Genomic DNA, 13,696 nt, shown 5'->3' on the forward strand with positions numbered 1-13,696 from the left:
GTACAGGTGGATACAATGAGCAAAGCGCAGTCACTGCTGACGCGTAATGGCGAGCGCATCGCCATCACCCACGGATTACGTACGCCTTTTCTTCGCCAGGCCACGGGTTTTCACGGCATCCCTGCGGTTGAATTGGGTCGCATGGTGATCAGCGAAATCATGGCCCGAAGTGAACTCCCGGTTGAGGTGATTGAGCAACTGGTCTACGGTCAGGTGGTGCAAATGCCGGAAGCGCCAAATATTGCACGTGAGATCGTCTTAAGCAGTGGCCTGAGCGTCAATACCGATGCTTATAGCGTCAGCCGCGCCTGCGCCACCAGCTTTCAGGCGGTGGCAAACGTCACCGAAAGCTTACTGGCAGGTACGATTTCTGCCGGCATCGCAGGCGGTGCGGACTCCTCCTCTGTGCTGCCCATTGGGGTCAGTAAAACGCTGGCGCGCGCGCTGGTGGATATGAATAAAGCGCGTGGCTTTTCACAGAAGCTGCACATTCTCCGGCGGCTGCGCCCTAAAGATCTGTTACCGGTTCCGCCTGCCGTTGCGGAGTACTCCACGGGATTACGTATGGGGGATACCGCAGAGCAGATGGCCAAAACGCATGGCATCAGCCGGGAAGAGCAGGATGCGCTGGCCCTGCGCTCGCATCAGCGCGCGGCCCAGGCCTGGCAGTCAGGCGTACTGAGTCAGGAGGTGATGGCCGCCTTTGTGCCGCCGTGGAAAGCGCCCATCGAGCAAGATAATAATGTGCGTATGGATGCAAAAGCCGCCGACTATGCCCGGCTGCGTCCGGCATTTGACCGTCAGCACGGTACCGTTACTGCGGCAAACAGTACGCCGCTTACCGATGGGGCTGCTGCGGTCATTTTAATGCGTGAAGGCCGGGCAAAAGAGCTTGGAATACAGCCGCTGGGCTATTTACGCAGCTATGCGTTTACCGCTATCGACGTCTGGCAGGACATGCTGTTAGGGCCGGCCTACGCCTCGCCGCTGGCGCTGGATCGTGCCGGGATAGCCTTAAAGGATTTGACGCTGATTGATATGCACGAAGCCTTTGCCGCTCAGACGTTAAGCAACCTGAAAATGTTTCGTGATGAACGTTTTGCCCGGGACGTGTTAAACCGCGCCCATGCGCTGGGCGAAGTTGACGAGGCACGTTTTAATGTCTCGGGCGGATCGATCGCCTTTGGGCATCCGTTTGCCGCAACCGGCGCACGCATGATTACCCAGACGTTAAATGAATTACGCCGCCGGGGCGGCGGGCTGGGTTTAGTCACAGCCTGCGCCGCCGGGGGTTTAGGGGCAGCAATGGTTCTGGAGGCCGAATAATGGAACAGAGCGCGTTCACATTACAGATGCGGGACGATCATGTAGGCGTGATCACCATTGATGTACCCAATGAAAAGATGAATACGCTTAAAGCGGCATTCGCGGCACAGATTGCGGTAATTATTGCGGAAGCACGCAAGCATCCGCAACTGCTGGGGCTGGTGCTGATTTCAGGCAAACCTGACAACTTTATTGCAGGGGCTGATATCAGCATGATCGATCGCTGCCAGAGCGCCCACGAGGCAGAAGCGCTGGCCAGACAAGGGCAGGACGTGATGGCGGCGATTGCGGCATTGCCATTTCCTGTGGTGGCGGCAATCCATGGTGCTTGTCTGGGCGGCGGGCTTGAGCTGGCGCTGGCCTGCAACGCGCGCATCTGTTCGCTGGACGATAAAACCCGTATTGGCCTGCCTGAAGTGCAGTTGGGGCTGCTGCCGGGGTCGGGCGGCACGCAGCGCCTGCCTCGCTTAATCGGCGTACAGAAAGCCTTACCGCTTATCCTTACCGGTAAGAACCTGCGGGCCAGGCAGGCGAAAAAGCTGGGCATTGTTGATGATGCCGTGCCGCAGGCCATCCTGCTTGACGCCGCCGTTGAACTGGTGAAGAAAGGGAAATACCGCAGAGCGCCGCTGCCCCTGCGCGATCGTCTGTTGCAGGGCCCGATGGCTCGTCAGGCGCTGTTCGCACTGGTCAGACGCGAAACCGATCGTAAAACCCAGGGTAACTACCCAGCGGCACGACGCATTATCGAGGTGGTTCGCATCGGCCTGGAGCAGAGCAGCCAGGCCGGTTACGCCGCGGAAGCGCGGGCGTTTGGCGAACTGGCGATGACGCCAGAGTCGGCCGCGCTGCGCAGCCTGTTTTTCGCTTCCACCGCCATCAAGAAAGAGAACGGCACCCAGGCTGAACCACGACCACTCCAACGGGTCGGTGTGTTGGGCGGCGGGCTGATGGGCGGCGGGATCGCCAGCGTCAGCGCCGTTAATGCGGGGCTACCGGTGCGCATCAAGGATATCAGCCTTAAAGGCATCAACCATGCCCTGCAAACCAGTTGGGATCTGCTGAGTAAAAAAGTGAAACGCCGGCAAATCAGTCCGGCACAGCGTCAGCAGCAGATGGCGCGCATCAGCGGCAGTACCGACTATCAGGGATTCACCCAGCGCGATATCGTGATTGAGGCGGTCTTTGAGGACCTGGATCTGAAAAGACAGATGGTGGCGGACGTCGAGGCGAACTGTCAGCCTCAGACGATCTTTGCTTCCAATACCTCATCGATTCCCATTGCCGAGATTGCGGCGACGGCACGGCGCCCGGAGAACATCATCGGCCTGCACTATTTTAGCCCGGTGGAAAAAATGCCGCTGGTCGAGGTGATCCCGCATGCCACGACCTCGCCTGAAACGCTTGCCAGTACGGTAATGCTGGCACGGAAACAGGGTAAAACGCCGATAGTGGTGGCCGATAAACCTGGTTTTTACGTCAACCGTATCCTCACACCTTACATCAACGAGGCCATGCGCTGCGTGGTGGAGGGGGAACCGATCGATCACATTGATCGGGCGCTGGTGAAGGCGGGATTCCCTGTTGGGCCGGTTCAGCTACTGGATGAAGTTGGCATTGATGTCGGCAGTAAGATTTCACCGGGCCTGCAGCAGGCTTATGGCGAGCGGTTTGCCGCGCCTTCCGCGCTGGATGCCGTGATCAAAGACGGTCGCAAAGGACGCAAAAACGGTAGGGGATTCTACCTGTACGGATCGTCGCGTCTGGCGCGTAAGAAGGTCGATCCGGCGGTGTACGGCTTAGTGAAGACCCGGCCGGTGGCAAAGCAAAGCGGCGCGCAGATTGCCGAACGGTGCATGATGATGATGTTAAACGAAGCGGTGCGTTGCCTGGATGAGCAGGTTATCCGCTCGCCGCGGGACGGCGATATCGGTGCGGTGTTTGGCATTGGTTTCCCCCCCTTTTTGGGCGGGCCGTTCCATTACATCGACAGGCTGGGCGCGGCAGAAATCGTCAACAGATTAACGCGGCTTCAGCAACAGTACGGGGACCGTTTTGCGCCCTGTGACGCGTTGCTGCGCGCAGCGGAGCAGCAGACAAAGTTTTACACTTCTTCATAAATTCGAATACCCACTCCGATTCAGGGGGTTAGAAACGCGCCGCACAAGCGTGAGGCGCTGCACGAATCTGACAGGTGCTTATTTAATAAACAACCGGTTGACTATACTGAAGTCATTAGGGTACAACACGACGTTCATTCGCAGAATGAAGCGCCTGATGCGGATGCATCAGGCGATGTCGACAAACAACAGCGGTGCTTTATGCAAGTTTTTATCATGCGTCACGGCGATGCGGCTCTTGAAGCTGCCAGTGATTCAGTCAGGCCTTTAACGCTTTGTGGATGTGACGAATCACGTCAAATGGCGAACTGGTTAAAAGGTCAGTCTGTTGACATTGAACGTGTACTGGTCAGCCCCTATCTCCGTGCGCAGCAGACGCTTGCCACATTTCGTGAGGCGTTCCCTTTGCCAGAAGGGGAGGATATTTTGCCGGAACTGACCCCCGGCGGCGATCCCGGTCTGGTCGGATGCTATTTGCAGGCACTGGCGAATGAAGGGGTTAAATCGGCGCTGGTTATCTCCCACTTGCCACTGGTGGGCTATCTGGTGTCGGAGCTTTGCCCCCAGGAAACCCCACCGATGTTTGCCACCTCGGCCATTGCCTGCATTGACTTCGATCCGGCTGAAAGTCAGGGTAAACTGTTATGGCAGGTCAGCCCCAAAAAACTCGCGAAAGCGATGTAATAATGTCGGGCCATTTACTGGCCCGAACATGAAAACGACCCCCGAACGTCATTCCCGTCTGCTTCTTTCCCTGCAGGTCAGGCAATCACAAAACGTGATACTGAGCCCGCCAGCGTTTGCGCCTGGTCATGGAGCGCGCTTGCCGCCGCAGAGGACTGTTCCACCAGGGCCGCGTTTTGCTGCGTCACGTTATCCATTTCAACGATAGCCACGCCGACCTGCGCAATGCCGCGGTTCTGCTCTTCAGACGCGTGAGAGATCTCGTTCAGTATCTCTGTCACATTGCTGACCGAGGTGACGATTTCTCCCATAGTGTTACCTGTCTGACTGACCAGCTGTGAACCGGCGCGGATGCGGGCAACCGAGTCCTGAATAAGCGCTTCGATTTCTTTTGCCGCCAGCGCGCTGCGCTGCGCCAGATTTCTCACCTCACTTGCGACGACGGCAAAACCACGGCCCTGTTCGCCAGCCCTTGCCGCTTCTACCGCGGCGTTCAGTGCCAGAATGTTGGTCTGAAACGCAATACTGTTAATGACGGAGGTGATCTCGGAGATTTTCCCCGAGCTGGCAGAAATTTCATCCATGGTGCTGACGACATTGGTCACCAGCTCTCCGCCACGGCTCGCCGTGTCAAAGGTTTGCTGCGCCAGCCTGCTGGAATGATGAATATTATCGGCGTTCTGTTTTACTGTCGCAGTCAACTGCTCCATGCTGGCTGCCGTTTGCGCAAGGGCCGCTGCCTGGCTTTCTGTCCGTGCCGATAAATCATTATTCCCGGAGGCGATTTCTGCGGAAGCCTGGCTGACGCTGGTGACGCCGCTGCGAATCCCGCTGATAATCCGTCGCAGTTCATCGCTCATCTCGCCTACCGCGCGCATGAGCTCGCCCAGCTCATCCCGACGGGTCGAGTTGAGCATGATGCTGAGGTTGCCACGCGCCATCTGGTTCGCCACGTTCAGCAGTTCAGAAAGTGGACGCGTCAGCTGTCGGGTAATAAACAGGGCGATAACAATACCGGCCACGATGGCAGCGATAACAATGGCGGCCATTAACCACACGGCCTGTCCGGCATCGTGATTGGTGGCATCCAGCTGTTGCGTAAACAAGTTATTGCTCATGTCCGTCAGGGTCTTACCCGCAACCGCCAGCTCGGCCGTGGCCTCTTCGCCTGCTTTCACGGAGGCCATCAGCGCATTAATGTCAGCTTGTTTCCCGTCAAGCTGTTCGCTGATTTTTGCGAGCGTTGCACTGTCTGCCGGGTTAAGGCGAGGCGCAACCTGTGCGATAAGCCCGACGGTTTCAGTGAGGAAGTTGCTGAGTGCGCTGCGATCGGCATCTTTGTGCTCAAGGCCAAAGAGTTTCACCCGCACCGCGACGCCAGCCAGATGCTTATTGATTTCCTGTAAGGCTGCAGCAACCTGCGCGTCATTGCTGCTGCTCGTGGCAAGCTGGCTGATCCCCCGCATTTCTTCTTCGACAGACAGGCTTTGTAAAGCCTGAGCCCCATTACGGACGGCCTGCACGGTTTCGGCCCGTTTCTGCCGGTAAGTGGCAATGGCGGACGGCATCGCCGTAATCATGGCCTGCTGACTGGCATCCCAGCGGAAAGCGCCCAGGTTTTTCAGATTCTGATCCACCTCTTTCAGCATGGTTTCGTTTATGTCGATGAATTTCTCATCATGCGTTTTAACGAACTGCAGTCGGGCATCTTTGGCCTGTGAAAACCGATCGTTGACACTTTTCAGCTCCCTGAGCTTTTCGGCCCGGACGCTAATATCGTTGAGGTTTTTAATACCACATATCGCGACGGCCAGACTTAAAAGCAAAATCAGTCCAAAACCGAGCATTAACTTTTTACCTACGTTTAAATTCTCAAAAAAATGACTTAATGCGCTCATTCAAAATGTTCCCTTGGTCAATACGCCAAAATGTTGAAGCCTAATGTGCCTAAATGCCTAGACGTTATCGGCAAGGGGGAAGTTGTATTCAATATAAATAGTTTCTTAAGCAAATAGTCTGCGTCAGCCTGAACAGAAAGCAGCAGAACGCCTGGCCAAACAGGGGCGGGATCGGGCGTTTAAGGGGTACGGCGTGTGAGTCCGTTTAACGGGCTCCCCCGTCAAAGGGGGAGGCAGCGGGGCAAGGTGCTTAAGCCGTTTTGCTGCCTGAATGTCAGGGCAGCTCTGGCGGTTGCCACTCTTCTACTTCAATCAGCACCAGCAAGGCAGCGTCGCCACCAAACATTTTAGGTGCCTGGTGAAAGGCCATTACCCAGGGATGTTGAGCCAGCCAAAGCGGCGTTTGCTGCTTTAGAATATGTTTACCATGTCCGGTCATCACGCTGGCGCAAAAAAGGTGTTCGCGACGACAGGCGGCAATTAGCGCGCCTAACTCCTGCTTGGCCTGCATCTGTGTTAACCCATGCAGATCGAGAAAAATCTCTGGCGTATAATCGCCCCGACGCAGCTTTTTCAGCTCAAAATGGCTCACGTCCGCGCGCACATAGCGCGTCGCCCCTTCAGTGGAAAGCAGCGGCTGGAACTCATCGGAAAAGTAGTGGCTGTTATCCGCCTGTTCAGACAGCAGCCTTTTTATCGGCACTTCCCGGGTTTTAACCGCCGGTTTGTGTACGATAGTGTCTTGTTTTAACTGACGCGTTCCTGTCATCAACTGGCGAAACAGCGCTTGATCATCCTGGCTCAGGGGGTTTTTTTTACTCATGGGTGGTGAATCATGTCTGAGGTGGCTGATTAACAGCAGAAGCCGATACCTTACCGTTAACCGTCATTAATTGTCAGCTTTTTCACCTTGCTGCGCTGAATTCTCCTCGGCTTCGTGGCAAACTATCGGCCGAATTAGTAAAAGGCCTGCGGAGGGCTACGTGGACAAAATTTTCGTCGATGAGGCAGTGAACGAACTGCACACCATTCAGGATATGCTGCGCTGGTCAGTGAGCCGCTTTACGGCTGCCGGAATCTGGTACGGACACGGCACAGATAACCCCTGGGACGAAGCTGTCCAGCTGGTCCTGCCCACGCTGTGGTTGCCCCTGGATATCCCTGAAGACATGCGTAACGCGCGCCTTACGGCCAGCGAACGCCATCGCATTGTTGAGCGCGTCATTCGCCGCGTGAACGAGCGCATCCCGGTCGCCTATCTCACGAATAAAGCCTGGTTCTGCGGCCATGAGTTTTACGTTGATGAACGGGTTCTGGTTCCGCGTTCGCCCATTGGGGAACTGATTGAAAACCGCTTTGCCGGTCTGATCACGGACAAACCGCGACATATTCTGGACATGTGCACCGGCAGCGGCTGTATTGCGATTGCCTGCGCCTATGCCTTTCCGGACGCAGAAGTGGATGCAGTGGATATTTCCCACGATGCGCTGGCGGTCGCCGAGCAAAATATTGAAGAGCACGGCCTGATTCATCACGTCACGCCGATCCGCGCCGATCTGTTCCGCGAACTCCCGCCGGTGCAGTACGACCTGATCGTGACGAATCCGCCCTATGTCGATGCGGAAGATATGGACGATCTGCCGAGCGAGTATCAGCATGAACCCGAACTGGGGCTGGCGGCGGGCAGCGATGGCCTTAAACTGGTGCGCCGCATTCTTGCCTGCGCGCCGGGCTACCTGAGCGAGCAGGGCGTGCTGATTTGCGAAGTGGGCAACAGCATGGTGCACATGATGGAACAGTATCCCGATGTGCCCTTTACCTGGCTGGAGTTCGACAATGGCGGCGACGGCGTCTTTATGCTCACCCGCCAGCAGATCGTGGATGCACAGCACCATTTCTCATTTTATAAAGACTAAAAGGATGGGCGAACTTTCGCCCGTCAAACCGTAACAAGGAATCTCAATGGCCGGAAACAGCATCGGACAGTTCTTTCGCGTCACCACCTTTGGTGAATCTCACGGTATTGCCCTGGGCTGTATTGTTGATGGCGTGCCGCCGGGCATCCCGTTAACCGAAGCCGATATCCAGCACGATCTCGACCGTCGTCGTCCAGGCACGTCGCGCTATACCACCCAGCGCCGTGAGCCGGATCAGGTGAAAATTTTGTCTGGCGTGTTTGAAGGTGTGACCACCGGTACCTCGATCGGCCTGCTGATTGAGAACACCGATCAGCGCTCGCAGGATTACGGTGCCATTAAAGATCTGTTCCGTCCTGGCCATGCGGATTACACCTATGAGCATAAGTACGGTACGCGTGACTACCGTGGTGGCGGCCGTTCATCAGCACGCGAAACCGCGATGCGCGTGGCTGCTGGGGCGATTGCCAAAAAATATCTGCAGATGAAGCACGATATTGTGGTTCGCGGCTATCTGGCGCAGATCGGCGACGTGGCCTGTGAACTGAAAGACTGGAGCATTGTGGAAGAGAACCCTTTCTTTTGCCCGGATGCGGACAAGCTGGACGCGCTGGACGAGCTGATGCGCGGCCTGAAGAAGGAAGGCGATTCGATTGGGGCCAAGGTTACGGTCATGGCGGAAAACGTACCACCAGGCCTGGGCGAGCCGGTTTTTGATCGCCTGGATGCCGACCTGGCGCATGCGCTCATGAGCATTAATGCGGTGAAAGGGGTAGAAATCGGCGACGGTTTTGCTGTGGTTAATCAGCGTGGCAGTCAGCATCGCGATGAAATTCGCGCTAGTGGTTTCCAGAGCAACCATGCGGGCGGTATTCTGGGCGGCATCAGCAGCGGTCAGACCATCAGCGCCAATCTGGCCATGAAGCCCACCTCCAGTATTACCGTGCCGGGGAAAACCATCACCCGCGACGGCGAGGAAGTGGAGATGATCACGAAAGGTCGCCACGATCCCTGCGTGGGCATCCGTGCCGTGCCGATTGCCGAAGCCATGATGGCCATCGTGCTGATGGATCATCTGCTGCGCCAGCGCGCGCAGTGTGGCGATGTGAACTCCACCGTGCCACGTTGGTAAGCCAATGAAAATTTTGCTGATGGTGAGCGCGCTGTTGTTGAGCGCGGCCAGCCTGGCGGCGACGCCGTGGCAGCGCATCCAGCACCCGATTGCGGGTCAACCGACGGCTATTGGTGGCTTTGCCAATGGCTGTATTGTGGGTGCGCAGGCTCTGCCGCTTAATTCGCCTGATTATCAGGTGATGCGTCAGGATCAGCGCCGCTATTTCGGGCATCCCGATCTGATCCTGTTTATCCAGCGCCTGGCCACCCAGGCCCATAGCCTCCAGCTAGGAAACGTGTTGATTGGCGATATGGGCATGGCGGCGGGCGGGCGCTTCAGCAGTGGACATGCCAGCCATCAAACCGGGCTGGACGTGGACATCTGGCTGCAACTGCCTAAAACCCGCTGGAGCGCGCAGCAGCTGCTTAAGCCCCAGCCGCTGGACCTCGTCACCGCCGACGACAAGAACGTGGTGGCGCGCCACTGGCAGCCTGAGATTGACAGCCTGATTAAGCTGGCGGCGAAAGATGAAGATGTCACGCGTATTTTCGTCAATCCGGCGATTAAAAAGCAGCTGTGTGCCGATGCAGGCACAGACCGGGCCTGGCTGCGTAAGGTGCGCCCGTGGTTTGCGCATCGCGCCCACATGCACGTCCGTTTGCGCTGTCCGCAGGGCAGCCCCGACTGTGAAGAGCAGGCACCGCCGCCTGCCGGTGACGGCTGCGGCGCAGAACTGCAAAGCTGGTTTTTGCCCAGGCAGCCTGGCTCTGCACCGGTGAAACGTGAACCGCCGCCGCTGCCTGCGGCCTGTCAGGCACTGCTGGATAAACATCTACTGTAAGGGTTCCCATGGAATGGTTCGTTGTCAGCCCGTTGTTGGTCGCGCTGCTGTTTTTCATTGCGCTGCTGGCAGGTTTTATTGACTCCATTGCGGGCGGCGGCGGACTGTTAACCGTTCCCGCGTTGCTGGCGGCCGGGCTGTCACCGGCTCAGGCGCTGGCAACCAACAAGCTGCAGTCGGTCGGCGGATCGTTCTCGGCCAGCCTCTATTTTGTCCGGCGCGGGGCGATTAAGCTGAGCGAGCAGCGGCTGAATATCGCCATGACCTTTTTGGGGGCGGTTGGCGGTGCCATTCTGATCCAGCACCTTCAGGCTGATTTTTTGCGTCAGGTGCTGCCGCTGTTGTTGATTGCTATTGGCATGTGGTTTCTGCTGATGCCGCGCATCGGTGAAGACGATCGCGTTCACCGCCTGCAGGGGCTGCCTTTTGCCCTGGTCGGCGGTGGCTGTATCGGCTTTTATGATGGCTTCTTTGGACCCGGTGCGGGCTCTTTCTACGCGCTGGGCTTCGTGACGCTATGCGGCTACAACCTGGCGAAAGCCACCGCCCACGCCAAACTGCTCAATTTCACCTCCAACTTGGGCAGCCTGCTGTTTTTTATGTTTGGTGGCAAAGTGGTCTGGGGCACGGGACTTATCATGATGCTGGGGGCTTTTTGCGGGGCTCGCCTGGGCGCCAGGCTGGTGCTGGCACGCGGACAAAGGCTGATTCGCCCGATGGTGGTCATCGTTTCGGCGGTGATGAGCATCAAGCTGCTCTGGGACAGCCACGGCAGCGAATTCATGGCCTGGCTGAGCACGCTGAATCTGTAATACTTTTACGTGATGACTTAATGACAACAACACATAATTACGCGCAGCTTATTAGGCTGTTTGATGACTGCTTTAGCCACGATTTTCAGACCCGTCTAATTAAAGGCGATGACGAACCGATCTATCTTCCAGCGGATGATGAATCACCATGGAACCGGGTGGTTTTTGCTCATGGGTTTTATGCCAGCGCGCTGCATGAAATTTCACACTGGTGCATTGCTGGCGAAGCCCGGCGTAAGTTAGTGGATTTTGGCTACTGGTATTGTCCGGACGGACGCGACGCGCAAACGCAGAGCCAGTTTGAAGCGGTTGAGGTGAAGCCACAGGCGCTGGAGTGGATGTTTTGTGTAGCCGCAGGCTTTCCCTTCAACGTCAGTTGTGACAATCTCGAAGGCGATTGTGAGCCAGATCGCATTGGCTTTCAGCGTAAAGTTCATGCCCAGGTCATGAGCTATCTGGCGTCGGGTATTCCTGACCGCCCCGCACGCTTTATTTCAGCCCTGGCTGACTATTATGGCAGGCCTTCTCTGACCGCATCGCAGTTTCCCTGGCCGGACGATCTGTGATGCATAAGGGACTTAATAACAGAGGAATGATGAGATGATCGCAGAATTTGAGGCACGTATTCTGGCCCTGATTGACGATATGGTTGAGCACGCCAGTGACGATGAGCTATTTGCCAGCGGTTATCTGCGCGGCCACCTCACTCTGGCAGTCGCTGAAGTGGAACTGCTGGACGACCACACGCCGCAGGCGCTACAGATTCAGGTGACACGTAGCCTGCAAAATGCCATTGCTGCCGGGGAGTTATCGCCACGGGACCAGGCGCTGGTGATTGGCATGTGGGATAACCTGTTTTTACAGGCCCGTCAGACGGCCTGAGTAGTCAGGGCGGCAGACCGCCCTGTGCTATTTCCCCGCTTTTTTACCCTTCAGTAGTTTTCTTACCCAGTAACGATTGGGATGAAGCGCCGCGAGCGTGTTGAGGTCCAGCGGCTGGGGTTCACCGCTAAGCTGAGCCGCCAGCACTTCCGCCGCCAGGGGGGCGCTGCACAGCCCGCGTGAGCCAAGCGCACCAAACAGATAAAGGCCAGGGAAACAGGGCGCCATTTCGCTCTCGGCCTCGCGGGCGCGCTGCTGAGCAAGATCGGCATAAACGTCAAGCGTTGCCACGTAATCCGGCACGCTGCCGACCATGGGCAAATGATCGCGTGTGGCGCAGCGCACGCCATTGCGCGCCTCGCCCTGACTGACGTCCACGTCATTCACCCAGTCGCTGTGTGGCAGGCAGTGCTGCAGACGGCTGCGGTTTTGCTGCTGATCGTCTTCGCGATAGGCGGTAGAGGTGTCGCCACGATGATAGCTGGCCCCGATACAGTGCGTACCAAACTGCGGGCTGGCTGGCGTGAGGTAGCCGTCATAGCAAAGTACCGTTTTCAGTGCCGACAGGGCCGGTGAAGCCGGGATATGGCTGACCTGACCGGCGACCGGGTAAACCGGCAGGGCATCGGTCTGAGGCAGATCGGTCATGGCATGACCATTAGCCAGCACCACAGCCTGATGCTGGGTTGCGGGCTTTTCGTCAAAGGTTAACTGCCAGCCTTGCGGAACCTGCGTCAGTGCGGTGACGCGGTGCAGCCAGTGAATGCGTAATCCAAGCTGCTCGCAGTGGGACAGCAGGGCTGTGGTTAATTCGGCCGGGGCCAGCCAGCCGCCCAGTGGATAAAATATACCGCCGCAATCCAGCGCCACATTTGCTAACGCGGCTGCCTCGTCCTGGTTGACGCCAAAGGCGACCTCAGTCGGTAGGGCCATATCCAGCATCTGCGCAATCTTACTGGCACTTTTCTCGTCCCAGCCCAACTGCAATACGCCGCTCCAGTCATGTTCATAAGGCAGATCGAGTTGATCATACAGGCGACGGGCAAAACTGAATGCGGCAGGAAAGAAAGCCGCCAGGGCAGGATCGTGCTGGTTAAGGAGCGGATAGAGCGCGCCCTGACGATTACTGGACGCCCCCAGCGCGGGCGCCTCGTCAGCGCAGTAGAGCGTCACGCGAAAGCCCCGGCGAAGTAAGGCAAGGGCCAGCGTCGCGCTGGCAACGCCGCCGCCGACCAGGGCGATCTCCTTACCGGACAGGGCAGGGCGCGCATACCAGGGCTGGCGATGAGTCAGCGCAGGCGCGGCCTCAAGCGAACCGCACAGCATTTCCCGTTTCGGCCCAAAGCCTTTACGCCGGGTCACCGCAAAGCCCGCCTGTTGCAACCCGCGCCGCACAAAACCCGCTGCCGTAAAGGTTGCAAATGTGCCCCCTGGCCGGGCCAGTTTCGCCATCGACGCAAACAGTTCCGGCGTCCACATATCGGGATTTTTCGACGGCGCAAAGCCATCCAGAAACCAGGCATCCACCTGGCGATGCAGACTGTCATCAAAATTATCAATTAGCGCATTAATATCGCCTAACCACAGGTCCAGTGTGACGCGGCCCGAATCAAATAACACCCGCTGGCAGCCTGGCAGTGCCAGCGGCCACTGGTGCTGGAGCTGTTCAGCCCAGGGGGCCAGTTCGGGCCAGTGCTGGTGGGCCGCCGTTAAATCGGCCTGCGTCAGGGGGAATTTTTCAAAACTGATGAAGTGCAGACGTTTTAGGGGCGCGTCAGGATAATGTTGCTGGAAGGAATCAAAGGCCTGCCAGAGCGTGAGAAAGTTCAGGCCTGTGCCAAACCCGCTTTCGGCAACAATGAGCAGATCGCGCGGGTGCTGATGAAAGCGTTGTGGGAAATCATTGCCACCCAGAAAGACATAACGTGTCTCTTCCAGACCGTTGTCATTGGAAAAATAGACGTCGTCAAACGCTCGGGAAACAGGTGTACCCTGTTCGTTCCAGCTCAGTCTGGCGTGTTCAACCTGGGGTGTTTTCACAGTAAAGGCTCATTTTTCAGGGAGTGTCAGGATCTTATCGGTCGGAGTGACATGACGCAAATT

General features: G+C 57.2%; 12 protein-coding genes. 9 read left to right on the forward strand and 3 right to left on the reverse strand.

Translation table 11 applies throughout. The annotated features are described in order from the left end of the window. The first annotated feature begins 15 nt into the window (after positions 1–15). The 3 genes from fadI to sixA all read left to right on the forward strand — a co-directional run bounded on the left by fadI (position 16) and on the right by sixA (position 4,130). The gene (gene fadI, locus NXS97_RS19965; RefSeq protein ID WP_116219880.1) at positions 16–1,326 is read left to right on the forward strand and encodes an acetyl-CoA C-acyltransferase FadI; all 1,311 of its coding nucleotides are present in this window, start codon (positions 16–18) and stop codon (positions 1,324–1,326) included. Beyond that, positions 1,326–3,446, forward strand: coding sequence for a fatty acid oxidation complex subunit alpha FadJ (gene fadJ, locus NXS97_RS19970; protein ID WP_116219881.1), 2,121 nt, complete (start codon positions 1,326–1,328; stop codon positions 3,444–3,446). The genes fadI and fadJ overlap by 1 nt, the downstream gene beginning before the upstream one ends. Before the next feature lie 201 nt (positions 3,447–3,647). Continuing rightward, positions 3,648–4,130, forward strand: a complete 483-nt coding sequence (gene sixA / locus NXS97_RS19975; protein ID WP_013026570.1) for a phosphohistidine phosphatase SixA — start codon at positions 3,648–3,650, stop codon at positions 4,128–4,130. Between the two features lie 77 nt (positions 4,131–4,207). Here sixA and NXS97_RS19980 read toward each other — a convergent pair whose 3' ends face one another. Both NXS97_RS19980 and smrB read right to left on the reverse strand, forming a co-directional pair. Beyond that, a complete protein-coding gene (locus tag NXS97_RS19980; RefSeq protein ID WP_116219882.1) occupies positions 4,208–6,028 on the reverse strand; it encodes a methyl-accepting chemotaxis protein in 1,821 nt (606 codons plus the stop codon). 274 nt (positions 6,029–6,302) lie between these two features. Further along, positions 6,303–6,851 carry an endonuclease SmrB gene (smrB, locus tag NXS97_RS19985; RefSeq protein WP_013026568.1) on the reverse strand — a complete coding sequence of 183 codons (549 nt, stop codon included), beginning with the start codon at positions 6,849–6,851 and terminating at the stop codon, positions 6,303–6,305. Positions 6,852–7,011: 160 nt separating this feature from the next. Here smrB and prmB point away from each other — a divergent pair, with 160 nt between their 5' ends. The 6 genes from prmB to NXS97_RS20015 are packed head-to-tail and all read left to right on the forward strand — an operon-like array spanning position 7,012 to position 11,593. After that, a complete protein-coding gene (gene prmB / locus NXS97_RS19990) occupies positions 7,012–7,944 on the forward strand; it encodes a 50S ribosomal protein L3 N(5)-glutamine methyltransferase (RefSeq protein WP_014605352.1) in 933 nt (310 codons plus the stop codon). A gap of 46 nt (positions 7,945–7,990) precedes the next feature. Continuing rightward, positions 7,991–9,076, forward strand: a complete 1,086-nt coding sequence (gene aroC, locus NXS97_RS19995) for a chorismate synthase (RefSeq protein WP_019106022.1) — start codon at positions 7,991–7,993, stop codon at positions 9,074–9,076. 4 nt (positions 9,077–9,080) lie between these two features. Continuing rightward, entirely contained in the window at positions 9,081–9,899 is an 819-nt protein-coding gene (mepA, locus tag NXS97_RS20000; RefSeq protein WP_022623444.1) for a penicillin-insensitive murein endopeptidase, read from the forward strand. A gap of 8 nt (positions 9,900–9,907) precedes the next feature. Beyond that, positions 9,908–10,711, forward strand: a complete 804-nt coding sequence (locus tag NXS97_RS20005) for a sulfite exporter TauE/SafE family protein (RefSeq protein WP_013026564.1) — start codon at positions 9,908–9,910, stop codon at positions 10,709–10,711. A gap of 20 nt (positions 10,712–10,731) precedes the next feature. Continuing rightward, entirely contained in the window at positions 10,732–11,277 is a 546-nt protein-coding gene (locus NXS97_RS20010) for an elongation factor P hydroxylase (RefSeq protein WP_259232789.1), read from the forward strand. 34 nt (positions 11,278–11,311) lie between these two features. Beyond that, complete coding sequence (locus tag NXS97_RS20015; RefSeq protein ID WP_013026562.1) at positions 11,312–11,593, forward strand: YfcL family protein; 282 nt, start codon at positions 11,312–11,314, stop codon at positions 11,591–11,593. A 27-nt stretch (positions 11,594–11,620) separates the two neighbouring features. Here NXS97_RS20015 and mnmC read toward each other — a convergent pair whose 3' ends face one another. Further along, positions 11,621–13,633 (reverse strand): bifunctional tRNA (5-methylaminomethyl-2-thiouridine)(34)-methyltransferase MnmD/FAD-dependent 5-carboxymethylaminomethyl-2-thiouridine(34) oxidoreductase MnmC, encoded by a 2,013-nt coding sequence (gene mnmC / locus NXS97_RS20020; protein WP_116219883.1) that lies wholly within the window; start codon positions 13,631–13,633, stop codon positions 11,621–11,623. Positions 13,634–13,696 lie beyond the last annotated feature (63 nt).

Origin of the sequence: Pantoea sp. B623 (assembly GCF_024814475.1) — a bacterium.
In the GTDB taxonomy this organism is placed as follows: domain Bacteria; phylum Pseudomonadota; class Gammaproteobacteria; order Enterobacterales; family Enterobacteriaceae; genus Pantoea; species Pantoea ananatis.

Coding starts and splice junctions, on each gene's coding strand:
- fadJ (WP_116219881.1), top strand. CDS start 1,326: ATGGAACAGAGCGCGTTCACATTACAGATGCGGGACGATCATGTAGGC.
- sixA (WP_013026570.1), top strand. CDS start 3,648: ATGCAAGTTTTTATCATGCGTCACGGCGATGCGGCTCTTGAAGCTGCC.
- NXS97_RS20010 (WP_259232789.1), top strand. CDS start 10,732: ATGACAACAACACATAATTACGCGCAGCTTATTAGGCTGTTTGATGAC.
- smrB (WP_013026568.1), bottom strand. CDS start 6,851: ATGAGTAAAAAAAACCCCCTGAGCCAGGATGATCAAGCGCTGTTTCGC.
- fadI (WP_116219880.1), top strand. CDS start 16: ATGAGCAAAGCGCAGTCACTGCTGACGCGTAATGGCGAGCGCATCGCC.
- mepA (WP_022623444.1), top strand. CDS start 9,081: ATGAAAATTTTGCTGATGGTGAGCGCGCTGTTGTTGAGCGCGGCCAGC.
- aroC (WP_019106022.1), top strand. CDS start 7,991: ATGGCCGGAAACAGCATCGGACAGTTCTTTCGCGTCACCACCTTTGGT.
- NXS97_RS20005 (WP_013026564.1), top strand. CDS start 9,908: ATGGAATGGTTCGTTGTCAGCCCGTTGTTGGTCGCGCTGCTGTTTTTC.
- NXS97_RS19980 (WP_116219882.1), bottom strand. CDS start 6,028: ATGAGCGCATTAAGTCATTTTTTTGAGAATTTAAACGTAGGTAAAAAG.
- NXS97_RS20015 (WP_013026562.1), top strand. CDS start 11,312: ATGATCGCAGAATTTGAGGCACGTATTCTGGCCCTGATTGACGATATG.